Below are 23,613 nucleotides of genomic sequence, written 5' to 3'. Positions count from 1 at the left end.
GACGAACCGGCTTCGAGGCTTCCCTATCCGTCCAAGGAAGGTGCCGCTTTGATCGATATCAATGAAAAAGAGGGATTCTCCGGCGACAAGCCCCACCGATGGTGGAGAGCTTATGAGCGCGATCGAACACAATCCGGCGAGGTCGGGACTGAAGCTTTCCCCGGGTGAGCGGGCCTGGATGCGGGGGCTGAGCGCCTCGGCACGCGGCGCCGTCACGGTCGCCATCCTTTGCCCGCTCGTCGCCGGCGCCCTTCTCGTGGCGCAGGCATGGCTGCTTTCCAGCGTGCTCGACCGCGCGGTCGTCGGCCACGCCGCGCGCGAAACACTGCTTGCACCGATCCTTTGCATTGCCGGGCTGGTCGCCGCCCGTGCCGTCCTGTCCCGCATCGGCGAAGGCGCCGGCAGCCGCGCGGCGGAAAAGATCAAGGCGACGATCCGCGAGGCGCTTTTTTCCCGCGTCATGAACGAGAAGCCGGAATGGACCCGGCAGCGCGCCTCCGGGGCGCTGGCCAGCGCGATGGTCGAGCAGGTGGAAGCCGTCGACGGCTTCTTCGCCCATTACATGCCGGCGATTATTGCAGCCGTCCTCCTGCCCCTCGCCTTCGCCATCCTCGTCCTGCCGGTCGCGCCGATCGTCGGCCTCATCTTCCTCTTCACCGCGCCGCTCATCCCCGTCTTCATGGCGCTGGTCGGCTGGGGCGCGGAGACGGCGAGCCGCCAGCAGATGCAGGCCTTCGCCCGGCTGTCCGGCTTCTTCGCCGACCGACTGCGCGGTCTCCTCACGCTGAAGCTCTACGGCCGCGCCGACGCCGAGGTCGCTCTCGTCCACGCCACCAGCGAGGAGATCCGCAAGCGCACGCTCGCCGTGCTCCGCATCGCCTTCCTGTCCTCCGCCGTTCTGGAGTTCTTCGCAGCGCTGGGCGTCGCCGGGGTCGCCCTCTATGTCGGCTTGACCTACCTGGGCTACCTCCATGTCTTCGGCCTGTCGCTGACGCTGAGAACCGGCCTTTTCTGCCTTTTGATGGCGCCGGAGGTCTATATGCCGCTGCGCCAGCTCGCCGCCCATTATCACGACCGCGCCGCCGCCAACGCGGCCGTGGCCGAGCTCGCCGCCGCCTTCGACGGACTGCCGGAACTGGCGACCACCTCGGCCATCCCGACAGCCGAAACCCTTCCCGCCAAAAGGGCGCTACCGCTCCGGGCGACACTCCGCGTCACCAAGTCCGGCGAGGATGCCGCGATCCTCGATGGCGCCGTCCTCGCGCTGGAAGCCGGCGAGCATGTCGCGATCGTCGGCGAGAGCGGGATCGGGAAATCCACGCTGCTGGAGGCGCTGGCGGGCATGCGCACCTTCACCGGCGAGGTGACGACCGGAGAGCACGACGGCGATGCGAAAACCCCGCTTCGGCCCATGGTCTTTGTCGGCCAGCGGCCGCATCTCTTCCACGGCACGATCGCCGACAATATCCGTCTGGGCCATCCTGCAGCCGGGGATGCGGAGGTCCGGGAAGCGGCGCGGCTCGCCTGCGTCGGGGAATTCGCCGAGCGCCTGCCGCTCGGCCTCGACACGCCTGTCGGCGAGCGCGGCTTCGGCCTCTCCGGCGGGGAGGCGCAGCGGGTCGGGCTGGCCCGCCTGTTCCTTACCGACCCCGGCTTGATCCTGCTCGACGAGCCGACCGCGCATCTGGACGAGGAAACCGAAGCGCGCGTGCTCCGGGGCATCGAAAGCTTCGCCGAAGGACGAACCCTTCTCGTGGTCACGCATTCGCCCGCCGTGGCGGCCCTCATGGACCGGGTCCTGCGTATCGCGGACGGACGGCTCTCGCCTGCCCCTTCCGCCACGATCATCCCCCACGACCGCCCCTACAGCGGACTGCACGACCGCGTCGTCGCACGGGAGAAGGCCGCATGAGCTCGCTGTTCTATTTTCGAGGCTTCTTCGCACGGCGCGCCGGCGGCCTTCTCCTCGCCCTCTTCCTTTCCGTGGTGACGCTGCTCGCCGGCGTCGCGCTCCTCGGCACGTCAGGCTGGTTCATCACCGCGACGGCACTGACGCCCGCCGGCATGGCGTTCAACCTGTTCGGCCCCTCCTCGCTGGTGCGCGGCTTCTCGTTCGTCCGCATCCTCGCCCGCTACGGCGAGCGGCTGACCGGCCATAACGCCACCCTGGCGCTGTTGTCGGACCTGCGCGTCTGGACCTTCTCGCGCATGATCCCGCTGGCCGGTTCGCGGCTTCGCCGCCTGCGCGGCGGAGACGTCGTCTCCCGCGTGACCGGCGACGTGGAAGCGCTGGACACCGTCTTCCTCTATGCCATCGCGCCGATCGCGACCGTGCTGCTGGCCGGGGGGCTTGTCGTCGCGACGACCTGGATCGTGCTACCGGCAGCCGCGCTGATCCTTGCCGGCACCGCCACCGCCGCCGCGCTGGTCGTGCCGGCGCTGGTGATCGCCGCCAGCCGCAAGCCCGGCGGTAATCTCGTGGCCGCCGCATCCGACATGCGGACCGCGATCCTGGACAGCATCGAGGGGCAGGCCGACCTCCTCGCCTTTTCCGGCATCGCAGCCGCGAAGGCCCGGTTCGGCTCCACGACGGCGCGCATGGGTCGGGCCAAAGCCGGGCAGGTCCGCATCTCCGCGACCGGCACCGCCATCGTGCAGGCGCTTGCCGGCCTCTGTCTCCTCGGGCAGCTCTGGGTGGGGCTCGGCGCGCTGGAAGCCGCGACGATCAGCGGGCCGGTGCTGGCCGGCATCCTGCTCGGCAGCCTCGCCGTCTTCGAGGCGACCGGCCCGATCATGCGCGGCGCCGGCCGGCTCGGCGCGGCCTCCGCCGCCGCGCGCCGGCTGAAGGACCTCGCCGGCAGCGAGCCTGACATTCGCGACCGAGCGGCACCCGTTCCGCTGCAGGAAACCGGTGCGATCACGTTCGACCGCGTCACCTTCGGCTACGATCCGAAGCGGCCGGTCCTGCGCGACTTTTCCCTGCGCATCATGCCCGGCGAGCGGGTGGCGATCGTCGGTCCGAGCGGCGCAGGCAAGTCGACGATTCTCAACCTGCTTCTCCGCCTCGATGACGTGCAGGCCGGCGCGGTGCGCTTCGGCGGCTGCGACATCCGCGACGCGGCGCAGGCCGATCTTCACGCCCGCATCGCATGGCTCAGCCAGGAAACGCCGGTTTTTCTCGGCACCATCCGCGACAATCTGCGGATCGGCGGCGCGCGGGCGGATGAGACGGCGATGCGGCACGCGCTGGAGGAAGCCCGCCTTGGCGACTTCATCGCGTCCCTGCCGCGCGGGCTCGATACGTGGATCGGGGAAGCAGGGATGACGCTCTCGGCCGGGCAGGCCCGCCGCCTCTGCCTTGCCCGCGCGCTGCTTCGCCCGGCCCCGGTTCTCGTGCTGGACGAGCCGACCAGCGGGCTCGACTCGGACACGGAAGAGGCTTTCCTTTCCGATCTCGCCGGCGTGGCGCGGGGGCGGACCATGATCCTCGTCACCCACGCCCGGCTGAAGCCCGGCATGGTGCAGCGGGTGATCGCCCCCTTCGCGGGGGAAACCGGGGCAACCTAGCGGTAGCCGGAGGCCTGTAGCTCGAAGAGCTCGGCGTAGCGGCCCCGCGCGGAGAGGAGGTCGGCATGGCTGCCCGCTTCCAGCACGCGACCGCCTTCCAGCACGAGGATGCGATCCGCCATGCGCACGGTGGAAAAGCGGTGCGAGATCAGCACCGCCGTCTTGCCGTGGCTGAGCGCCTTGAACCGCTCGAACACGTCCGCCTCGGAGCGAGCGTCCAGCGCCGCCGTCGGCTCGTCGAGGATCAGGAGATCGGCGTCGCGCATGTAGCCGCGCGCGATCGCCACCTTCTGCCACTCGCCGCCGGAGAGATCGCGGCCGTTGACGAAGCGCTTGCCGAGCGGCTGCTCATAGCCCATCGGCAGCTTCTCGATCACGGCATCTGCAAGGCTCCGCTCCGCCGCACTGACGATGCGGGGCTGGTCGTCGGCGGCTTCCACCCGGCCGACCGCGATGTTCTCGCCCGCATTGAAATTGTAGCGGACGAAATCCTGGAAGATCACGCCGATATGGGCGCGAAGATCCTCCAGCGCGAAACCGCGGAGATCCACACCGTCCACGAGGATGCGGCCTTCGTCGGGGTCGTAGAGACGGGTGAGCAGCTTCACGATCGTGGTCTTGCCCGCGCCGTTCTCGCCGACCAGCGCCACCGTCTCCCCTGCCCCGAGCCGGAAGTTCAGCCCTCGCACGGCCCAGCGATCCGTATCGGGATAGCGGAAGCCGACATTCTCGAACGCAATGCCCTGCCGGATCGGCGAAGGAAACGGCCGCGCCTTTGCCGGCGACAGAATGCTGGGCGTGACGTCGAAGAAGGAGAAGAGGTCGTCGAGAAACATGGTCTGCCCGGCGACCTGCGTGAAGCCGACGAGAAGGTTCTGGAAAAGCCCGTGCAGGCGCAGGAACGAGCCCGCCAGGAAGGTGAGATCGCCGACGGAAAACTGCCCGGTCACCGTGCGCCATGCGATCACGGCATAACCCACGTAATAGGTGAGCGTGCCGATCGAGGCGAAGAGCCCGCCCCAGAGATTGCGCCGGAGCGCCAGGCTGCGATTGAGGATGAAGATCTCGTCGGCGCGGCGCCGGAAGCGTGCGGCGAGGAAGCCGCCGAGGCCGAAGAGCTTGATCTCCTTGGCCGTCTCGGCGCTGGCGCCGATGTAGCGGAGATATTCCAGCTCGCGGCGTTCCGGCGTCTTGGCGCGCGAGAGGCGGTAGCTTTCGGCGTTGAAATGCGCCTCGCCCATGACGGCCGGCGCCAGCGCGATAAGCAGGATGATCATCAGCACGGGCGCATAGCTGACGAGCCCGGCGACCAGCACGGCCACCGTCACGATGTCCTGCGCCTGCCCGAAGAGCTGGCTGAGGAGGCCGCTCCGGCCCGCCGCCTGCCGTCGCGCGCGCTCCAGGCGGTCCTGATACTCGCTGGATTCGAAATGCTTGAGGTCGAGGCTCGCCGCGTGGTGCATCAGCTCGGTGCTGACGATGTTGGTGTGAAGCTCCGACAAAACGCCGTCCACGAAAGACACCGCCCGCGCCAGCACGTCGGAGGCGACGACGAGGGCGAGTTCGAAGAGCAGCAGCTGGGCCAGATGCGTCAGCCGCCCGCTGGAAAGCCAGTCGGAGAAGCTTGGACCGGGAGAGGCCACATGCGTCTGGCGCACGATCTCGTCGATGATCAGCTTGCCGACATAGAGCGCCAGCGGCGGCTGCAGCGCCCGCATGAGGCGAAGGACGATGGAGGAAAGGGTGAGCGAGGGGCTGGTGCGCCAGACCTGCGCGAAGAAGCGCGGCAGGTGGGCGAGGCTGCCCATGCGTTTGGAGAAGGAAGTCTCCGACTGGCCCGAGGCGGCCCGGTCGGCGGCAATCTGTTCGGAAGGTCTCGTGGTCTTGCTCGTCCGTTGTTGAAATTGAGAGAGCGCGTCGCAGCCGCACGGTGGCGGGCATGGTTGGCGGCGTCAAGCCGCAGGGACGCGCCTGGGGGGGCGGGCAGAAGATCCGCCCCGGCCCCGACCGGCGGCTCGCGCCGCCGGCCATGGTGATCAGATGGCGTTCAGATGACGTAGGAGGCGAGCGGCTCGAAGCCGTTGAAGGCCACCGACGCATAGGTCGTGGTGTAGGCGCCGGTGCACTCGATCAGCACTTCGTCGCCGATCGTAAGCGAGATCGGCAGGTCGTAGGGCTTCTTCTCGTAGAGCACGTCGGCGCTGTCGCAGGTCGGGCCGGCGAGCACGCAGGGCGCGGTCTCCGTGCCGTCCCGCTCCGTGCGGATCGGATAGCGGATGGCCTCGTCCATGGTCTCGGCCAGGCCGCCGAACTTGCCTACGTCCAGATAGACCCAGCGGATCTCGTCGGTCGGCGACTTCTTCGACACCAGTACCACTTCGGCCTTCAGCACGCCGGCATCGCCGACCATGCCACGGCCGGGCTCGATGATGGTTTCCGGGATACGGTTGCCGAAATGGGCGCGCAGCGAATCGAAGATCGCCTGCCCGTAGGCTTCCGCCGCCGGCACGTCCTTGAGGTAGCGCGTCGGGAACCCGCCGCCGAGATTGACCATGCCCAGCGTCATGCCGCGCTCGGCGCAGTCGCGGAAGATCTCCGCGGCGCTGGCCAGCGCACGGTCCCAGGCGCCGGGGTTCGTCTGCTGCGAGCCCACGTGGAAGGAAACGCCGTGCGCCTTCAGGCCCAGCGTATGGGCATGGGTCAGCACATCGACCGCCATGGAGGGCTCGCAGCCGAACTTGCGGCTGAGCGGCCATTCGGCCCCTTCGCCATCCGTCAGGATGCGGCAGAAGACGCGCGCGCCGGGAGCGGCACGGGCCACCTTTTCCACTTCCTCGAAGCTGTCGACGGCGTAGAGGCCGATGCCGAGCTCGAAGGCGCGCGCGATGTCGCGTTCCTTCTTGATCGTGTTGCCGAAGGAAATGCGATCCGGCGTTGCTCCGGCGGCAATGGCCATCTGCACTTCGGCCACCGAGGCGGTGTCGAAGGAGGAGCCGAGCTCGGCCAGGAGCGAAAGGATCTCGGGCGCGGGATTCGCCTTCACAGCGTAGAAGATACGGCTGTCCGGCAGCGCATGGTGGAGCGCATCGTAATTGCGGCGCACGACGTCACGGTCGACGACGAGGCAAGGGCCTTCGGGTCGTCGCTCATCGAGGAACGAGCGTATACGGTCGGTGATCATGGGTGATCTCCCGTCATTCAAAGCGGTTACAGCCAAGGGAGTCCTGCGCCGATGCCAGCCCGCGATGGAGACGGGTGCCAGCATCCCTGGATCCCCCCAACCGGTCCTGGGACCGAATGGGTTCGCGCCGAAAGGCCTGCCAACCGGGTTGGGACCCGTCTGGGAAGGCCATCGCTTGGAAGGGGAGTTCCCCGTCCGCACGTCCGGCAAAGAAGGTGTGCCTCTTCAGTGTCGCCGACCTTTGGACGGGCCGACTGAGACTAAAAAAGCCCGCCACCGTCGTTGCTTTAAGTCTGCCGATCGGAACCGGGGACCACAGGCACGTGCGAATTTGGGCAAGGGCGGATTTAGGTGCTTCGCCCTTCACAATCAATAGTCTTTTTCAGCGTTCCTCAAACCGTGAACGACGCGCTTTTCCGGCGAACCAAATTCGGGCGCCGGGCTCGGAACCCCTCCCCCCGACGAAGGTTCCGAAAACGACGGCGAACGGGCCGCCAAACCCCGGAGATCCACATGAAGGCACTGTGCTGGCACGGCAAAGGCGACATCCGCTACGACACCGTTCCCGACCCGCAGATCGAGGACGGGCGCGACGTCATCATCAAGGTCACGAGCTGCGCGATCTGCGGCTCCGACCTGCATCTCATGGACGGCTACATCCCCACCATGGAAAGCGGCGACGTGCTCGGCCACGAATTCATGGGCGAGGTCGTGGATGTCGGGCGCGACCACAAGAAGTTCAAGGTCGGCGACAAGATCGTCGTCCCCTTCACCATCTGCTGCGGCGAATGCTACCAGTGCAAACGCGGCAACTTCTCCGTCTGCGAGCGCAGCAACCGCAACGGCGAAATGGCGAAGAAGATGTTCGGCCATCAGGCCGCCGGCCTCTTCGGCTATTCCCACCTGACCGGCGGCTATGCCGGAGGGCAGGCGGAATATGTGCGCGTACCCTTCGCCGACGTGGCGCCCGTGAAGGCTCCGGACGGGGTGCCGGACGAGCAGCTCCTGTTCCTGACCGATATCTTCCCGACCGGCTGGATGGCCGCCAAGAACTGCGAGATCGAGCCCACCGACACGGTCGCCGTCTGGGGCTGCGGTCCGGTCGGCCAGTTCTGCATCAAGAGCGCCATCCTGCTCGGCGCGGAGCGCGTGATCGCCATCGACCTGGTGCCGGAACGCCTCGCCATGGCGCGAGCAGCCGGCGCGGAGACCATCGATTCGTCGCAGGAAAACGTCCTGGAGCGCCTGAACCAGATGACGCACGGCCACGGGCCGGAAAAGTGCATCGATTCCGTCGGCATGGAAGCCCATGCGGGCGGCTCCATCGACGCGGTCATCGACAAGGCCAAGGCGGCCGCGATGCTGGGCACCGACCGGCCGCATGTTCTGCGCGAGGCGATCATGGCCTGCCGGCCCGCGGGCATCGTCTCGGTGCCGGGCGTCTATGGCGGGCTCCTCGACAAGATCCCCTTCGGCGCGGCCATGAACAAGGGCCTCACCATCCGCACCGGGCAGACGCACGTGAACCGCTATATCGACGATCTGATGCACCGGGTGCTGGACGGGCAGATCGACCCGTCCTTCGTCATCACCCACCGCGCCAAGCTGGAGGACGGTCCCGACCTCTATCATACCTTCCGCGACAAGAAGGACGGCTGCATCAAGGTGGTCATGACGCCCTGATCGCAACCCCCCTTCGCGACGTCGATACCCAAGCCCCGGCCCCGCGCCGGGGCTTTTACTTTGCGGCGCTCTGCGTGGGCGCGGCCGGACGGGTGGCCAGCGCCGCCTTCTCCGGCGGTGTCGCTGCCGCGCTCTCGCCGTCATCGTCGGGATACCAGTAGCCGGCCTGCGGCGTCCCCCGCTCGATGGTGACGAACTGGTCGTAGAAAACGCGGTAGGGGTGGCTCCATTCCCCGTCCGGCCATTGCACGCGCACTTCCGCGCGTTCCGCCGTGCCGAGACCGACATGCACGAAGCCGGCATGGCCGGAGGCGTGGCCGCCGCCGACCTGCACCGTGCGAACCAGCGTGCGCGTGCCGATCTTCACCGCGATGCGCGCGCCGACCGCATCGGGATTGCCGCCCTTCTCGCGCAGCTTCACTTCCATCCAGTTGCCGAGCGGCTTGTGGCCCCAGTCCGTCCTGGCTCCGAGATTGCGGAAGACGGAAACGGGCTGGCCGCGATTGACCACCACGAGATCGAGATTGCCGTCGAGGTTGAGATCCACCAGCGCGCCGCCCCGCCCCTTGGTGTGGAGCGCGATGCCGGCCTTGTCGCCGGATTCGGCAAAGGTGCCGTCCCATTGGCCAAGCAGCAGATTGTCCGGATCGTAGGAGGCGAAATCCGGCATTTCCTCCACGTTGCCCTTGGCGATGAAGAGGTCCAGCAGCGAATCGTTGTTCACGTCGCCGAATTCGGAATGCCAGCCCGTCGAGGGGCGATAATCGCCGCCGGTATAGGGCCGGTGTGCCGTCGCGTGCTTTTCCCACGCCTCGTCGCGGTAGACGGGCCGATCCTCCTCGGCGTCCTTGTCCAGCGTCTGCAGCTTGGTGTCGCCCATCGAGGTGATGGCGTATTCCGGGTAGCCATCGGCGTCGAGATCGGCCTCCGCGATGCCCATGCCCCAGATCATCACCTTCTGCCAGCCATCGGCGGTGGTGTAGAGGCGCGGTGGCTGGCCGGGCGAGACCTTCCACATCTGCTCCTCGCCACCCCGGTAATATTGCCGGTCGTTGGCGATGCGCAGCGCCGGCTCGCCGGAATGGTCCCAGTCGGTGAAGATCATCGACAACGCGCAATAGCCGGGGGTCAGCACCGTTCGCTCGCCGTAATCGGGCTTGTCGGACGCGCTGTCCGGCACGGCGGGCGGCGCGCTCGCCGGAGCCGCGCCGCCCGCCGCCGAAGCCGGAGTGGAGGCCGCCTGCGGCCGGAACAGGTCGTTGTCGCTGCAGGTGCCCCATGGCGAGCCCGGCGCGGAGCGGTCGACGTAATTGCCGAAGGCCAGCGTCGGGAACCTGTTGCCCTTCTCCCAGGTCGCGGCGAAGGAGGTCGTCCAGGCGCGGCCGCCGTCGAAGTTCCAGGCGCGGTTCGCCACCTCGAAGGAACAGTCCTTGCCGCCCTTCAGGAGCAGGTTGCGCCCGACGCGCAGCACCGCCAGATCGAGATGCCCGTCACCATCGATATCGAGCGCGTACGCTCCGGTGACATTGACGAGATCCTGCGCCGGCAGGTCCAGCACCTTCTCCTTGAAGGAGAGCGGGCCGCCCACGGTGGATGTGTTGATGAGCAGCTTCGCGGGGTTCTTGCCACCGGCGATGAAGAGGTCCGGCTTGCCGTCGCCGTTGCAATCCAGCGCCGCGACGCCGCCGCCGACGAAGAACTCCCACGGCCCGTCATAGGTCTGGTCGATCCCCGCCGCCTTCGCCTCCTCGTGCATGTCGGGAATGTCGGAGGTCGGCACCGGCGGCGCGTCGTCGGCGCGCGCGATGCCGAGGGGCGCGATCGCTATGAAAGCCGCGAGCATCAGCGAGAGAAAGCGGCTCATTTCTCGATCACCCGCGTCTTGAGATAGGCAATGATGGACTGGCGGTCGGCATCGGACCCGTCGACATAGGCATCGCGAGCGCCGCGTGCCTCGCCGCCATGGGCGCGGATCACCTCGTCCATCGTCGTCTTGTCGCCGCGGTGCCCGTAGGGCGCGGTCGAGGCGACGCCCCAGAGCTCGGCCGTCAGGAACACGTCGCGCTCCACGAACCGCTGTCCGAGCAGTTCGTTGCCGAGCGCCGCCACCTGCGCGTCCGCCACGACGTGGCGTTTCAGGTCGCCGAAGAGCGGCACGAGATAGTTGCCGTCGGCGTCGCGCTTCAGCGACTTGCCCCACTCGGTCTGGCCGAGATCGAAGGAGATCCCCTGCTTCACCTCGCCATTGCGCAGCGTGCCCGCCGCGTCGATCGGGCCGGGGTCGGCGAAGGAAAGGCTCTTCAGGGGCAGCGCCGGGCGGTGGCATGCCGCGCAGCCCATCCTGGTGAAGTTCGCGGCGCCGGTCGCCGCTGCGTCCTGCCACTCCCGCGGCAGGTCGGCGCGCACACTCGGCATCTTCATCGTCGCCTGGAACGCCACCAGCGCCGAGACGTCGCCCGGCGAGATCTCGTCCTTGAAGCCGTCACCGTCGAAATCGTCAGTGCCGGTCCAGCGCTTGCCGAAGCGTTCCGTCGCCTGCATGCCGTGATGCTGGTTCAGCGCATTGATCGTGAACTGGCGGATGGAGTTGAAGACGCCCTTCTGGCTGAAGGGGCGGATGATCAGGTCGGTGTCGACGCCGTCCAGTTCGGCAAGATCGACCGTGCCGTCGGGATTGGCGGTGAGCGTGCCGAAATCGACGCCCTTGCTGTGCAGGCCCGCCTTCACCGGCGTGCCGCTCGCTCGCGCCTCGTGCAGCGCCGCCTTCCGCTCCGCCTGGAGATCGGCCGTCATCTCGCGCGCCAGAAGCTCCACGAGGCCGGAGCCGTTCATCGCCTTGGTGCCGCGCTCGTTGGAGAATTGCGGGTCGAGAGAGTCGAAATCCGGTGTGTCGAAGCCCTCGGAGACGAAGACGTTCTGCGTAAAGTCGCCGGCGCCGCCGGGGGCCGGATCGTTGTGGCAGGACGAGCAGGCGTTGGCGTCCATGCCGGCCGTGCGCGAGAAGAGGTCCGCCACCGGGCGCTTGCGGTTGGTCGGCACGATCGCCTGCGTGGAAAGCGGCCGCCCCGCCCCATCGGCCAGCGTGAACTTCGCGGTGAAGAGCTTCAGCCCCAGCGCCGCCAGTTCGTTCATGCGCTCTGCGTCGAGCGATCCGGCGAAGGCGTCGAAGTCGATATGCTGGACGAGCACCCGCTCGCTCCAGGGCGGCGTCGTTGCCGGAAGGACCGTTTCCGTCCCGGCCTTCACCGGTGCCCCGTTGGCGGGCGCTCCCGTATCGGCGGCATGCGCCGCTCCGATCGCCAGCAGCCCCAAAGCCGCTGCGACAAATCGAGCCACATACATGGCTTTCCCCTCAGGCCTTACGGCCACTCGTTTCCGTCCCTTGAACCTATTTACTTCGAAAATCGAAGGAAATGGAAGAAGAACGGCGAGGATCGTCTGCGTCGCCCGTGCCGATGCGACTTCTGCGCAACCCTGCCGCGCCTTTCAGCAGGTCGACAGGCGCACGCCGCTCGCCTAGGTCCCGATCATGGCAGAGAACCAGAAGCCCCTCACCCCCGCCTTCACCAATCCTCCGGCAGAGGAAGCGGCGATGCCGCACGTCGTGATCATCGGCGCCGGTTTCGCCGGACTGGAGACCGCGTCCCGGCTCGGCGGCAAGAAGGTGCGGGTCACGCTGATCGACCGCCACAACTATCATCTCTTCGTGCCGCTGCTTTATCAGGTGGCAACGGCCGCCCTGTCGCCGGCCGATGTCGCCCAGCCGATCCGCCAGATCCTGCGCCGCCACGACAATATCGAGGTGCTGATGGCGGAGGTGCGCGGCATCGACCCCGTGACCCGGCACGTCCAGCTCGCCGGCCTGCCGGACCTTCATTACGACCGCCTCGTGATCGCGACCGGCTCCGTCTATTCCTATTTCGGCCATCCGGAATGGGCGGAGTTCGCGCCCAGCATCAAGAGCATCGAGGATGCGCGCCATATCCGCGCCCGCGTGCTCTCCTGCTTCGAGCGCGCCGAGACCAGCCGCGATCCGGACGAGCAGCACGCGCTGACGACGACCATCGTCGTCGGCGGCGGGCCGACCGGCGTGGAAATCGCCGGCGCGATCGCGGAGCTTGGACGGCACGCTCTGAAGCGCGACTTCCGGCATATCGACCCCCAGGATTCCCGCGTCATCCTGATCGAGGCGCTGCCGCGCATCCTGAACACCTTCCCCGAGGAGCTCGGCGATTATGCGCTGAACGCCCTGGAGGAGCTCGGCGTCACCGTGATGACGGGCCAGCCGGTGGAAACCATCACCCGCGAGGGCGTCACCGTCGGTGGCCAGCTTATCCGCGCCGGAACGATCATCTGGGGCGCCGGCGTCCAGGCGACGCCGGCCGCCAAGTGGCTCGGCGTGGAGGCGGACCGGGCGGGCCGCATCATGGTCGGCCGGGATCTTTCCGTATCGGGGCTCGACGGCGTCTTCGCCATGGGCGATGTCGCGCATACGCCGGACGAGGCGGGCAAGCCCCTGCCCGCGCTGGCACAGGTGGCCAAGCAGCAGGGCCAGTTCCTCGGTCCGGCGCTCGCGGCAAACCTTCTTGAAGGCAAGCCGATCGGCACCTTCCACTTCAAAAATCGCGGCAACACCGCCGTCATCGGCCGCCATGCCGCGATCTTCGATTTCGGCAAGCGCCGGCTTCGCGGCTGGTTCGCCTGGATGCTCTGGGGCTTCGTTCACGTCTATCTGCTGGTCGGTTTCGAGCGCCGTGCGCTCGTTTCGCTGCAATGGCTGTGGCGCTACATGACGTACCAGCAGGGCGCGCGGCTGATCACCTGGAGCGACGGCCGCAAACCGGAGCTCTGAGGCTCAACCCGCATCCCGCGCCCTCGCCCTCGCCAGGAGATCGATCACCTCCTCGTCGCGGGTCTGCGTGAAGTCGCGGTAGCTCTGGCCGACGGAATAGAAGCGCCCGGGCGCGGACAGGCAGACGATCTCGTCGACCTCGCCCCGGAAGCTCTCCAGGACGCGAGCCGCCGCTACCGGCACGGCCAGCACGATCCGGGCCGGCCGCCTGCGGGCAAGCCCCTCCAGCGCCGCCCGCAGGGTGCCGCCGGTGGCGATGCCGTCATCCACCACGATGGCGGTCCGCCCCTCGACCGGAACCGGCGGGCGACCGCCGAGATAAACCCGGCGCCGCGCTTCGATGGTTTCCAGCTGCCGCCGGGTCTCCGCCTCGATGTAAGCGTCGGGCACACGAAGCTCCCGGACGATTTCCTCATTCAGCACGCGGCCGAGGCAGTCGCCCTCCACGATCGCGCCGATGCCGAGTTCCGGCTCGTGCGGCGCGCCCAGCTTGCGGACGAGAATCAGGTCCAGCGGCGCCCGGAGCGCCGTCGCGATCTCGAAGGCGACGGGCACGCCGCCGCGCGGCAGGGCCAACACCACCGGATCATCCTCGACCAGATGCATGAGCGCCGCCGCCATCAGCCGTCCGGCATCCCGCCGGTCGCGGAACGGGACGGGCTCGTCCTGCCCGGGATCCGCCTCGCCTCCCGGCGAAAGGTAGCGGCAGAACCAGTCGCCGGCGTGCTTCGACACGGTTTCCAGCGCGCCCGGCTCTTCGAAGAGATGCGTCGCGCCCGGCACGACCACCAGTTCACTGGGCTCGCGCGGATGCCGGAAGGCGTCTCGGCTTGGCGCGACGGCCGGCCCGTCATCGCCGCCGAGGATCAGCAGCGTCGGCGCTTCCACCTTCTCCAGTGCAGCGCCCGCAAGATCCGGCCGCCCGCCACGAGCGACCACGGCGTCGATTTCCATGTTCGGCTGCGCGGCGGTCAGCAGCGCCGCGCAGGCTCCAGTGCTGGCTCCGAAAAGTCCGATGCGGAGATCCCGAAGCGCTTCCTCGCCCCGTACCCACCACACGGCTGAGGCCAGACGCGAGGCGAACAGCGCGATATCGAAGACGATGACGCGGTCTGCCTCTTCCTCCGGCCGCCGCAGATCCAGAAGCAGGGTCGCGAAGCCGCGATCGTTCAGGGTTCGGGCGACTTCCGCGGTGCGGGGGGCCAGTCTGCCGTCGCTACCATGGGCGACGATCACCAGACCGGCGGCCCGGTCGGGGACGGTGAGGATCCCGCACAGCCCCTCCGCGCCGATTCGGACATCTCCCTGCTGCATCGACTACACTCCGAAGGGATAGGTCTCCAACACGCCTTCCGGCACCTCGTTGCCCAGCGGCGTCACCGCGCGCGTTTGCTCGAACCACACATAAGCGTCGAATTGCTGCGGCAGCTCGCAGCGGAAATAATGGCTGGCGAGCTCCGTTTCCGGCCGGTAGACAACGCCGATGGCGCGCTCGAGCCGTGGCGGGGACAGCGCCTCGCGCAAGTTCCCCGCGTGCCCCACCCGGAGATCCGTGAGCGACCGCGCGATACCGGTGCGGCGGAACAGCGCTTCGTAGCTGTCGTCCCTGGCCGGCAACACGGTCTTCACGCGCATCGGCTCGTCCCAGTCGTCGGCCGCCGCCACAGTGCCCCGATCGGTGCCGAAGCCGATCAGCGCGGCCTCCTCGCCGAAATGGTTGCGGCAGAGCTCGCCGACATTGAACTCGCCCTGCCAGCCCATGGCGGTCGCCGATGCGTTGCCGATATGGGAATTGTGAGCCCAGACAATGGCCCTGGCGTCCGGCCCCCGCACCTGCATCACCTGGCGGAGCGTCTCGAACATGTGGCGATCGCGCAGGTTCCAGGATTCCGTCGAGCCGCGATACATCAGCCGGTAATATTGCTCGGCCGCACGCACGATGCGGGCGTTCTGGGCCGCGTCGAGCCAGCCCTCAGGATCGCGCCGGCGATCCTCCAGCCGCCGATCCAGCAGCTCCGTCAGCTGCTGCACCGCCTCATCCTCGCAATCCTGCCGCCCCATCAGCACGGCGCGGCCGTAGCGGACGGGATCGGACTGCCACGGCGTCAGGCAGCGATAGCGCGAGCGGGCTTCCCGCGCCGCTTCCGGGTCGACACGGTCGAGATAATCGAGCACGGCGCGCATGGAGCTGCCGAGGGAATAGACGTCCAGCCCGCGAAATTCGGCTCGATCCTCCCGAGCCGCCCCTTCATTGTGCCGGCGCAGCCAAGAGATGAAATCGTGCACCTCCCGGTTCCGCCACATCCAGGTGGGAAACCGGCTGAAGGCCCGCTCCTCATCGAGTTCCGGCTCGCGGTGGCGCACGAAGCGGTCGATGCGGCTGGCATCCGGCCAGTCCGCTTCCACGGCGACGATGTTGAAGCCGTGCCGCTCGATCAGGCGGCGGGAAATCGCGGCGCGGGCACGGTAGAACTCGCTGGAGCCATGCGTCGCCTCGCCCAGAAGCACCACGCGGGCGCCGGCGAAGCGATCGAAGAAGGCGCCGAAGGCTTCGTCTTCCGGCGCGGGGAGATGCTCGGCCGAGTGGCGAAGCATCTCCACAAGTGCGGACTCGTCTTCCTCGCGTGCCGGCGGCGGACCTTGTCGCGCCATTTCCTGCTCCCACCCTCGCTCCGCGTCGGCCCTCAGCCCATGGCGATGTCTTCCGATACCTTCACCCAGCAGCGCAGCCATTCCGCCACGCTCCACGCCTGCGAGATGCAGCCGCGCGGCGTGAACGGCGCTTCCGCGTCGAAGACCTCGCTGATCGACCCCACGCCCGCGTCGGAGAGGTGCGGATAGAACCCCTCCAGCAGGCGCTTGCCCTCCGCCGTCGCGCCCGGATCGACCTTCAGGAAGGAATCTATATAAGGCCCGATCAGCCACCCCCAGACGGTGCCCTGATGATAGGCGGCGTCGCGGGTGCGCAGATCGCCGAAATAGCGCGGCTTGTAGTCCGGTTCGCCGGGGGCCAGCGAGCGGAGCCCCACCGGCGTCAGGAGTCGCGACCGCGCGGTTTCGACCACAGCCGCCCAGCGGCTCTCGTCCAGCACGGGATTGTCGAGAGACACCGCGAAAAGCTGGTTCGGGCGGCAGGCAGGATCGTCCCCCGTCTCGCCATCGACGATATCGAGGAGATGGCCGAGCTCGTCGCTCCAGAAGCGACGGTTGAAGGAGGCGCGCGCCTGATCTGCCCGCTTTTCCATCTCGGCCGCGCCCTCAAGGTCTCCCTCGGTTTCCAGCCAGCCCTGCATCAGCCGCAGCGCGTTGTACCAGAGCGCGTTGATCTCCACCGCCTTGCCGCGCCGGGGCGTCACCACCCAGCCGTCGACCTTTGCGTCCATCCAGGTGAGCTGGTAGCCCTCCATGCCCTGCCGGAGCAGGCCGTCCCCGGAATCGACGCCGATGCCGAAGCGCGTGCCCTCGACATGGTGGCGGACGATGTCGCGCAGCTTGGGCAGGATCGCCTGCAGCGTATGGGTATCGCCGGTGGCGCGGACGTAGCGGCCGACCGCATGGAAGAACCAGAGCGTCGCGTCCGCCGTGTGGTAGAGCCCCTCGCTCTGCCCTTCCGGAAACATGTTGGGGATCAGCCCGTCGCGGATGTAATGCGCGAAGGTGCGCAGGATCCAGCCGGCCTCGGTGCCGCGCCGGGTGGCGAGCGTCAGCCCTTCCAGGCTGATCATGGTGTCGCGCCCCCAGTCGGTGAACCAGTGGTAGCCCGCTATCACCGTGCGCGCCTCGTCCCCGGCGGCCCGCGCCCGCGCCGCATCGGCGACACGCGCCTCCGGGTGGATGATGAAGCTGTCGGCTGCCAGCACCAGTTCCGCCGCGCAGCCCTGCCCGAGGCTCGGCCGCGCGGTGTTGACCAGACGCTCGCGGCGCTGCTGCTCGTAGACCAGCGCGTCCTCCGAGGAGAGCGCCTCGATCGCGTGCCACGGCTCCACCGACGCGATGAAAAGGACGCCCTCGCCACCGTCGATGCGGGCGCGGAAGGAGCCGGGACTCCAGAGATTGCCGCGCCCCTCGTAACCGCGTTCCGACTCCACCGGATAATCGACGTCGATGCGCTCGCCGCCCTTCACTTCCAGCGTCGCCTGCTCGCTTTCCACCACGATGCGAAGCGGCGGATAGGCGTCGCCGGCACGGATCTCGTGGTGACGGTCCTGGATCAGCAGCGAATAGGTATCGTCGCCGCCGCGATCCACCGCGTCCTCCAGCCCGCGAAAGCCGACCCATGGCCGGAGCACGACATGAACGGGCTTGCCGGAGAGACGGCGATAGAGCACGTCCACCGTGTTCTGCAGGTGACGCATGACGAGCCGCTTCTCGATCAGAGTATCGCCGATCTTGCAGGTCCAGACCGGCAGGCCGAGTTCGAGGCGGAATTCGGTGAGCGCCTGCTGAAAGGGGACGGACGTCCCATCGGCCGCGATAAAGGTCTCGTCCAGCCGGCTCAACATGACGGCGCGCCCGGCGGGAGAGGACAGGGCCGCGACAAGGACGCCGTGATAGCGCCGCGTCAGCTCCCCCGTCACGGAGGCGGAGGAAAAGCCACCCAGGCCGTTGGCGACCAGGAATTCCTTGCCTTCGCTCTCCTCGCTCCTGTCGAGCTCGATCGTCCGGCTGAGATCCGTCATGCGTTTTCGTCTCCGCTGCTGCCCTTGGCCGTGCGGGCGAAATGAGAGAGCGGCGGCGAATGTTCCGACAAAGCTGAAACCGATAACGGCCAAGTTCAGCCGAAAGCGCGGGGCAAAGGGAGGAACCGCCGGCTTGGAGCTGGAGTTAACGGCCCAAACGCACCAGACACATGCCGGGGGAAACACCATGTCGCTACAGAAGCGATCCGCTGCCGTCCTGCTTGCTTTCAGCCTCGCCGCGCTGCCGCTCATCGGCTTGCCAGTCCTCGGGCAGGGCGCCGCTGCCGCGCAATCCGCGCCCGCCGCAAAGGTGAACATGCAGCCGGGGGCGGGGTCGGCGGGATCCACGGTGCGGCTGAGCGGCACGGGCATCGGCTCGAATTCCGACGTCCAGATCATGGGCGGGCAGGACGAGCGGCACCTCGCGCCGATCGGGACGGCCAAGTCCGACGCCAGGGGCGGCGTGAAGGCGCAGGTGCAGGTCCCCGGCAACGCCCGGAACGGCAAGCCTTATTTCTTCGGGCTGCGCGCGAACGACACCACGACGGTCGCGACGCCCGGCTTCAACGTGCGGCCGCAGGCGACCCAGCCGCGCGGCGGCGCCTGATCCGCAAGAGCGGGCCGAGACACCGGACACAACACCTGATACGGGGCGGATCATGGAACTCAAAGGCAAGGTGGCGCTGGTCACCGGCGCAGGATCTGGCATCGGCAAGGCGGCCGCGCTGAAGCTCGCGGCGGAAGGCGCCAAGGTCGCCGTCCTCAGCCACACCGAGGACGAAATCCGACGGACGGCGGACGAGATCAGGGCGGCCGGCGGCGAGGCGCTGCCGGTGGTGGCCGACGTCGCCGACGCCGGTCAGATGGAAAAGGCCGTGGCGCAGGCCGTGGGGGAATTCGGCCGGCTCGACATCGTTTTCGCCAACGCCGGCATCAACGGCGTCTGGGCCCCGATCGACGACCTCAAGCCGGAGGAATGGGACCGCACGATCAACACCAATCTGCGCGGCACCTACCTGACGGCCCACTTCACCGTTCCCCACCTGAAGAAGGCCGGCGGCGGCTCCATCATCGTCACCGCCTCCATCAACGGGACGCGAACCTTCACCAATTCCGGCGCGACCGCGTACGCCACGACCAAGGCGGGTCAGGTGGCCTTCACCAAGATGATCGCGCTTGAGCTCGCCAAGGCGAAGATCCGCGTCAACGTCATCTGTCCCGGCAAGATCGACACGGAAATCCAGGAAAACACGCATGCCCGCAACGTGGAATCCGTGAAGATTCCGGTCGAATATCCGGAAGGCGATATCCCGCTGAAGAATGGCGAGGCCGGCAGTGCCGACGAGGTCGCCGATCTCGTGCTGTTCCTGGCTTCCGACCGCTCCCGGCACATCACGGGGACGCCGGTCTGGATCGACGGCGGCGAGTCGCTGCTCCTGTGATCCGGCTTCGTTCCGCAGACCCGCGACCGCCGGCATGACCCGGCTTATCCAGGCGCGACTGATCAACGAACCCTTCGACGATCCCGGTCTCTTCCTCGATTTCCGCTTCAGCCGGCGCGCGCTGCTCTTCGACCTCGGCGATCTCGGTCCGCTTTCCACGCGCGAGATCATGCGGGTGACCGACGTCTTCGTCTCGCATGCGCATGTCGATCATTTCATCGGTTTCGACCGGATGCTCCGTCATCTCCTGCATCGACCGGGGCCGGTGAACATCACCGGTCCCGTCGGCTTCATCGCGCGGGTGGAAGGCCGGCTCGGCGGCTATAGCTGGAACCTGCTCGACGGGAACTCGGTCGACTTCCGGATCGTCGTCCAGGAATTCAGCGGCGACCGCGTGACCGCGCGGGCGGAGTTCCGGGCGCGCGAGGCCTTCCGCCGTCGCGAACTCGACCCGCCGGACCTGCCGCCCTCCCGGGTTCTGCAGGAAGAGGCCTTCTCCGTCGAAGCGGCGGAGTTCGACCACGCGATCCCCAGCCTTTCCTTCGCATTGCAGGAGAAGATCAGCGTGAACGTCTGGACGCCCGGCCTGACGCGGCTGCGGCTTCCCGTCGGCCCCTGGCTGAACGAGGCGAAGCGTGCCGCGCGCCAGGAACTGCCGGACGAAACGTCGATCCATGTGGCCACCGGCTGGGAGGTGCCGCTCGGCGAGCTACGCGAGCACGTCTTCCGGCAGGGACCGGGCCAGCGCATCGCCTATCTCGTGGACATGGCGTTTCAGCCGGAGAACCGCCGACGTGCCGTCAACCTCGCACGCGGGGCCGACCAGCTCTTCATCGAGGCGGGTTTTCTCAACGAGGATGCGGCGCTCGCCCACGGGCACCGCCACCTGACGGCTGCGGAAGCAGGCATCATCGCCCGGGAGGCCGGTGTCAATCGAGCCATCCCCTTCCACTTCTCCGCGCGCTATTTCGAGCGCGAACAGGAACTTCGGGACGAGCTGGAGAAGGCTTTCGCCAACCCGGTCGCCACCTTCACGCCCGGCTGAGGCGGCGCGGATCTAACAAGGAGGTTCGATCAGGCGCGGCGGGCGGCGGGCGGCAGGCCTTCCGCCGGCTCCTCCGACACTTCCGGCGCCGCGATGCTCAGCGACACCGTGGTGCCGGTCGCTCCGGTATCGGTCACGACTTCGGCGCCCACGCTGCGCGACATGGCCCGCACGACCGTGGAGCCGAGCCCCGTGCCTTTCGCGTCGCCATCGATGATGCCGACGCCGTTGTCGGCAACGGCGATCGTGAGATCGCCGGCATCGCCCCGCTTCAGGGAAACGAGGATGCGGCCGTCCGGGCGGTCCTGGAAGGCATATTTGAAGGCGTTGGTGATGAGCTCGGCCACGATGACGCCGATGGAGACGGCGGTATCGGTCGGAACCGGCGCTTCCTGCACGTCCGCTTCCAGCGTGACGTGCCGCTCCGTCGCGCCAAGCGAATGCTGGAGCTCGCCCACGAGGCCGGACAGGTATTGGCCGAGCTCCACCACCTCCACATCGGGGGACGTGTAAAGCCTGCGGTGCACCTGGATGATCGCCTCGATGCGGTTCTGCGTATCGATCAGCGCGTTGCGCACATCCTCGTTGGTCGCGGCCGTGGTCTGCATGCGCACCAGCGAGGACATCATCATCAGCGAATTGGCAACGCGGTGGTTGACCTCCCGCATCATCACGTCCTGGCGCGCGACCAGCGCCTCCAGCCGCTCGTTGGCGAGCCGGATCTCCAGATCCGCCTGCTCCTTGCGCCGCTGGCTCTCCACCCGTTCGATGGCCTGCCGAACCGCTTCCTGAAGCAGCTCGAAGAACACATGCGCGTCGGCCTTGATCACATAATCCGACGCGCCCGCCTTGAGGGCGGACACCGCGAGGCGGCTGTCTTCCGCGCCCGTGACGTAGATGACGGGCAGATGAGTGGGCGTACTGCAGATGCGCGTGAGCGTTTCCAGTCCGCCGATACCCGGCATATGGTGGTCGAGCGCCACCACGTCGAACTGCGATTGATTCATCAGCTGAAGGCCGGCTTCGCCGCTTTCGGCACAGACGACTTCGAAACCCTGGCGCGCAAGATGACGCTGCACCAACCGCCCGAGACCGAGGTCATCGTCGATGTACAGGATCCTGGATGGAGAGGGCGCGCCCGATTCGCTCATTCGGCCGTATCTGGAACCTGAATCACGGCCAGAAACAGGCCAAGTTGACGGATTGCGGTTGCAAACGAGTCATAATTCACCGGCTTGGTGATGTAGACGTTGCAGCCGAGATCGTAGCAGCGCTGGATCTCCACCTTGTCGTCGGTGGTGGTGAGCACGACGATGGGCGTGCGCTTCAGCCCTTCCTCGTTCTTCACCTTGGCCAGGATGTCGGTGCCCGACATGTCCGGCAGGTTGAGATCGAGCAGGATCAGCACGGGCAGGCCGGACAGCGGGCCGTCCTTGGTGTCGTAGATGAAGTTCAGCGCCGAGGTGCCGTCGGTGAAATGCTTGATTTCGTTGTAGATGCCGGCGCGGCGAATGTTCTTCTCGATGAGGAGGGCGTGCCCCTCATCGTCCTCGATCATGATGATCGTAACAGGCTGCGTCATTCCCGCTCTCTTTCTTCGTGTCTCAGCACCTTGGGCAGTACGACCCGGAAGGTTGTGCCCTCGCCGAGGACGGATTCGCAAGTGATTGTGCCGCCGAGGCGGCGCACGACGGCGCGCACATGCGCCAGACCGATGCCTTCGCCCGGCCGGTCCTGGACGCCGGAACGGCGGAACAGATCGAAGATCCGGTCCAGATCGTTCGCCTGAATGCCCCGCCCATTGTCCCGGACCACGAATTCGATGTTCCGGCCGAGGTCCTTGGCGGAAACCTTGACCAGCCCGGCCTCGTTCCGCTTCAGGTACTTTACCGCATTGTCGATCAGATTGCTGAAGATCTGCTCGATGGCGACCCGGTCGCTGATGATGTCGGGCAGCGGTTCGATCTTGATCTCCGCATCGGCCTCGTTGGCCTGATGGCGGGTCGCATCGGCGAGAGCGGTGACGAACTCCGTCATGGAAAGCCGCTGGGGCGTGAAGACGCGCCGGCCTTCGCGGGAAAGCTTCAGGATCGCGTTGATCAGACGATCCATCTTATCCGTCGCCTTGCGGATGAAGCCGATCGCTTCCGGCCAGTCCGTCTGCACGGCGACCTTGGCTTCCGGCGTGACGACCTCCGGGTCCGTTTCCTCGATCTTCGCGACCATGGCCTGCACGTCGCTCAGGCCCGTCTCGAGCTCGCTGGTGAAGCCCATGATGTTGACCAGCGGCGACCGCAGATCGTGCGAAACGATGTAGGCGTAGCGCTGGATCTCGCTGTTGGCGTGCTGCAGGTCGGCGGTGCGCTCCTGCACCGCGTCCTCGAGCCCCAGGTTCAGTCGCTCCAGTTCCGCGGCGGAGGAGTTGAGCTCGGCCGTGTAGCGCCGGATCAGGAAATAGAAGGCGACCGCCAGCGCGAGCATGACGATGACCACGAGCACGGCCGTGATGAAGAAGTACTGCGCGCTGTTCGCCGCCCGGTCGAGACCGCCCTGCAGCTCCGCTTCTTCCTGGCCGACAATGTCCGCGATGGTCTTGCGGAGGCTGACCAGATCGGCCTGTCCGTCCGTCTGGCCGAAGGCGTTGCGCGCGCCCTCAAGATCGCCCGACCGGACCATCTGGATGGAGGCGTCGATCTCCGCCATTCGCCGGTCCGTCAGCGTTTCGGCCGTCGTGTAGAGATCGCCCAGGCCAAGCGTGGTCAGAGCATTCTTCAGCTTGCCCAGTGGCTCCTTGATCTGGTCCTGCGCCATGTCCACCACACGGGCGTAGCCCTCGGTCTGCCTGAGCAGGAAGCCGCGGCGGGCGGCTTCGGTGCGCTCGATCAGGGCAAGCGCGCTGTTGGCGGAGGAGATTGCGCTCTCGTTGAGCACCACCTGGTGATTGTGGACACGGATCTGATTGGAGAACCAGAGCGATGCGAACACGAGAAGCGCCAGGATCAGGAATCCGGCGGTGATCAGCGAAAGGGAGATCGCACCATAGAGGCGCCGGGAGAATGGCATCGAAAGCTTTTCAATATCCTGAGCGCGCGCCTGTCCATTGCATAGTTGAAGACAGGAAGGAAGTAGCCCGGCCGGGTCGCGGCCGAATTTGTCCCGCCGGC

The 23,613-nt window shown here is 67.4% G+C and carries 17 protein-coding genes; 7 read left to right on the top strand and 10 right to left on the bottom strand.

Annotated elements, in window-relative coordinates; translation table 11 throughout:
• Window positions 1-112: 112 nt before the first annotated feature.
• Both cydD and cydC read left to right on the top strand, forming a co-directional pair.
• Window positions 113-1,912, top strand: a complete 1,800-nt coding sequence (gene cydD, locus BMY25_RS01665; RefSeq protein ID WP_092494842.1) for a thiol reductant ABC exporter subunit CydD — start codon at window positions 113-115, stop codon at window positions 1,910-1,912.
• Window positions 1,909-3,567 (top strand): thiol reductant ABC exporter subunit CydC, encoded by a 1,659-nt coding sequence (gene cydC, locus BMY25_RS01660; RefSeq protein ID WP_092494841.1) that lies wholly within the window; start codon window positions 1,909-1,911, stop codon window positions 3,565-3,567. The genes cydD and cydC overlap by 4 nt, the downstream gene beginning before the upstream one ends.
• Here cydC and BMY25_RS01655 read toward each other — a convergent pair.
• Window positions 3,564-5,375 (bottom strand): ABC transporter ATP-binding protein, encoded by a 1,812-nt coding sequence (locus BMY25_RS01655; protein WP_092494840.1) that lies wholly within the window; start codon window positions 5,373-5,375, stop codon window positions 3,564-3,566. The two genes, cydC and BMY25_RS01655, sit on opposite strands and share 4 nt — an antisense overlap.
• 239 nt (window positions 5,376-5,614) lie before the next feature.
• The gene (locus BMY25_RS01650) at window positions 5,615-6,748 is read right to left on the bottom strand and encodes a type III PLP-dependent enzyme (protein ID WP_092494839.1); all 1,134 of its coding nucleotides are present in this window, start codon (window positions 6,746-6,748) and stop codon (window positions 5,615-5,617) included.
• A 513-nt stretch (window positions 6,749-7,261) separates the two neighbouring features.
• Here BMY25_RS01650 and BMY25_RS01645 point away from each other — a divergent pair.
• Window positions 7,262-8,431, top strand: coding sequence for a zinc-dependent alcohol dehydrogenase (locus tag BMY25_RS01645; RefSeq protein WP_092494838.1), 1,170 nt, complete (start codon window positions 7,262-7,264; stop codon window positions 8,429-8,431).
• 55 nt (window positions 8,432-8,486) lie between these two features.
• Here BMY25_RS01645 and BMY25_RS01640 read toward each other — a convergent pair whose 3' ends face one another.
• Both BMY25_RS01640 and BMY25_RS01635 read right to left on the bottom strand, forming a co-directional pair.
• Entirely contained in the window at window positions 8,487-10,295 is a 1,809-nt protein-coding gene (locus BMY25_RS01640; RefSeq protein WP_092494837.1) for a CRTAC1 family protein, read from the bottom strand.
• Window positions 10,292-11,773: a cytochrome c family protein gene (locus BMY25_RS01635; RefSeq protein WP_238858088.1), complete on the bottom strand. Its 1,482-nt coding sequence runs from the start codon at window positions 11,771-11,773 to the stop codon at window positions 10,292-10,294. Before BMY25_RS01635 ends, BMY25_RS01640 begins: the two co-directional genes overlap by 4 nt.
• A gap of 187 nt (window positions 11,774-11,960) precedes the next feature.
• Here BMY25_RS01635 and BMY25_RS01630 point away from each other — a divergent pair, with 187 nt between their 5' ends.
• The gene (locus tag BMY25_RS01630; RefSeq protein WP_238858087.1) at window positions 11,961-13,283 is read left to right on the top strand and encodes an NAD(P)/FAD-dependent oxidoreductase; all 1,323 of its coding nucleotides are present in this window, start codon (window positions 11,961-11,963) and stop codon (window positions 13,281-13,283) included.
• Window positions 13,284-13,286: 3 nt separating this feature from the next.
• On the opposite strand, the gene BMY25_RS21360 is transcribed toward BMY25_RS01630, so the two are convergent.
• Genes BMY25_RS21360 through BMY25_RS01610 form a run of 3 tightly spaced genes read right to left on the bottom strand, consistent with a single transcriptional unit; the run spans window position 13,287 to window position 17,962 of the window.
• Complete coding sequence (locus BMY25_RS21360) at window positions 13,287-14,597, bottom strand: phosphoribosyltransferase family protein (RefSeq protein WP_346432136.1); 1,311 nt, start codon at window positions 14,595-14,597, stop codon at window positions 13,287-13,289.
• 3 nt (window positions 14,598-14,600) lie between these two features.
• Complete coding sequence (locus BMY25_RS01615; RefSeq protein WP_092494836.1) at window positions 14,601-15,935, bottom strand: erythromycin esterase family protein; 1,335 nt, start codon at window positions 15,933-15,935, stop codon at window positions 14,601-14,603.
• Window positions 15,936-15,967: 32 nt separating this feature from the next.
• On the bottom strand, window positions 15,968-17,962 hold the full coding sequence (locus tag BMY25_RS01610; protein ID WP_092494835.1) for an amylo-alpha-1,6-glucosidase: 1,995 nt from the start codon (window positions 17,960-17,962) through the stop codon (window positions 15,968-15,970).
• 187 nt (window positions 17,963-18,149) lie between these two features.
• On the opposite strand from BMY25_RS01610, the gene BMY25_RS01605 reads away from it, so the two are divergent.
• The 3 genes from BMY25_RS01605 to BMY25_RS01595 are packed head-to-tail and all read left to right on the top strand — an operon-like array spanning window position 18,150 to window position 20,449.
• A complete protein-coding gene (locus tag BMY25_RS01605; RefSeq protein WP_092494834.1) occupies window positions 18,150-18,569 on the top strand; it encodes a hypothetical protein in 420 nt (139 codons plus the stop codon).
• Window positions 18,570-18,621: 52 nt separating this feature from the next.
• Window positions 18,622-19,404, top strand: a complete 783-nt coding sequence (locus BMY25_RS01600; protein ID WP_092494833.1) for an SDR family oxidoreductase — start codon at window positions 18,622-18,624, stop codon at window positions 19,402-19,404.
• A gap of 34 nt (window positions 19,405-19,438) precedes the next feature.
• Window positions 19,439-20,449 (top strand): ribonuclease Z, encoded by a 1,011-nt coding sequence (locus BMY25_RS01595; RefSeq protein WP_092494832.1) that lies wholly within the window; start codon window positions 19,439-19,441, stop codon window positions 20,447-20,449.
• Between the two features lie 29 nt (window positions 20,450-20,478).
• Here the strand turns inward: BMY25_RS01595 and BMY25_RS01590 are convergent, their stop codons facing one another.
• Genes BMY25_RS01590 through BMY25_RS01580 form a run of 3 tightly spaced genes read right to left on the bottom strand, consistent with a single transcriptional unit; the run spans window position 20,479 to window position 23,512 of the window.
• Window positions 20,479-21,600: a response regulator gene (locus tag BMY25_RS01590; protein ID WP_092494831.1), complete on the bottom strand. Its 1,122-nt coding sequence runs from the start codon at window positions 21,598-21,600 to the stop codon at window positions 20,479-20,481.
• Window positions 21,597-22,031 (bottom strand): response regulator, encoded by a 435-nt coding sequence (locus tag BMY25_RS01585; protein ID WP_092494830.1) that lies wholly within the window; start codon window positions 22,029-22,031, stop codon window positions 21,597-21,599. Before BMY25_RS01585 ends, BMY25_RS01590 begins: the two co-directional genes overlap by 4 nt.
• Window positions 22,028-23,512, bottom strand: coding sequence for a sensor histidine kinase (locus BMY25_RS01580; RefSeq protein WP_092494829.1), 1,485 nt, complete (start codon window positions 23,510-23,512; stop codon window positions 22,028-22,030). Before BMY25_RS01580 ends, BMY25_RS01585 begins: the two co-directional genes overlap by 4 nt.
• Between the last annotated feature and the right edge of the window lie 101 nt (window positions 23,513-23,613).

The sequence above is a fragment of the Faunimonas pinastri genome (assembly GCF_900110915.1).
Classification (GTDB): domain Bacteria; phylum Pseudomonadota; class Alphaproteobacteria; order Rhizobiales; family Afifellaceae; genus Faunimonas; species Faunimonas pinastri.
This window is presented reverse-complemented; position numbering and strand designations above follow the sequence as displayed.

Excerpts from the sequence above, each read along its gene's own strand:
- BMY25_RS01640 (WP_092494837.1), bottom strand. The coding sequence starts at position 10,295 with ATGAGCCGCTTTCTCTCGCTGATGCTCGCGGCTTTCATAGCGATCGCG.
- BMY25_RS01585 (WP_092494830.1), bottom strand. The coding sequence starts at position 22,031 with ATGACGCAGCCTGTTACGATCATCATGATCGAGGACGATGAGGGGCAC.
- BMY25_RS01605 (WP_092494834.1), top strand. The coding sequence starts at position 18,150 with ATGTCGCTACAGAAGCGATCCGCTGCCGTCCTGCTTGCTTTCAGCCTC.
- cydD (WP_092494842.1), top strand. The coding sequence starts at position 113 with ATGAGCGCGATCGAACACAATCCGGCGAGGTCGGGACTGAAGCTTTCC.
- BMY25_RS01580 (WP_092494829.1), bottom strand. The coding sequence starts at position 23,512 with ATGCCATTCTCCCGGCGCCTCTATGGTGCGATCTCCCTTTCGCTGATC.
- BMY25_RS01635 (WP_238858088.1), bottom strand. The coding sequence starts at position 11,773 with ATGTATGTGGCTCGATTTGTCGCAGCGGCTTTGGGGCTGCTGGCGATC.
- BMY25_RS01630 (WP_238858087.1), top strand. The coding sequence starts at position 11,961 with ATGGCAGAGAACCAGAAGCCCCTCACCCCCGCCTTCACCAATCCTCCG.
- BMY25_RS01590 (WP_092494831.1), bottom strand. The coding sequence starts at position 21,600 with ATGAGCGAATCGGGCGCGCCCTCTCCATCCAGGATCCTGTACATCGAC.
- BMY25_RS01650 (WP_092494839.1), bottom strand. The coding sequence starts at position 6,748 with ATGATCACCGACCGTATACGCTCGTTCCTCGATGAGCGACGACCCGAA.
- BMY25_RS01595 (WP_092494832.1), top strand. The coding sequence starts at position 19,439 with ATGACCCGGCTTATCCAGGCGCGACTGATCAACGAACCCTTCGACGAT.
- BMY25_RS01655 (WP_092494840.1), bottom strand. The coding sequence starts at position 5,375 with ATGGGCAGCCTCGCCCACCTGCCGCGCTTCTTCGCGCAGGTCTGGCGC.
- BMY25_RS01600 (WP_092494833.1), top strand. The coding sequence starts at position 18,622 with ATGGAACTCAAAGGCAAGGTGGCGCTGGTCACCGGCGCAGGATCTGGC.
- BMY25_RS01645 (WP_092494838.1), top strand. The coding sequence starts at position 7,262 with ATGAAGGCACTGTGCTGGCACGGCAAAGGCGACATCCGCTACGACACC.
- BMY25_RS01615 (WP_092494836.1), bottom strand. The coding sequence starts at position 15,935 with ATGGCGCGACAAGGTCCGCCGCCGGCACGCGAGGAAGACGAGTCCGCA.
- BMY25_RS01610 (WP_092494835.1), bottom strand. The coding sequence starts at position 17,962 with ATGACGGATCTCAGCCGGACGATCGAGCTCGACAGGAGCGAGGAGAGC.
- BMY25_RS21360 (WP_346432136.1), bottom strand. The coding sequence starts at position 14,597 with ATGCAGCAGGGAGATGTCCGAATCGGCGCGGAGGGGCTGTGCGGGATC.
- cydC (WP_092494841.1), top strand. The coding sequence starts at position 1,909 with ATGAGCTCGCTGTTCTATTTTCGAGGCTTCTTCGCACGGCGCGCCGGC.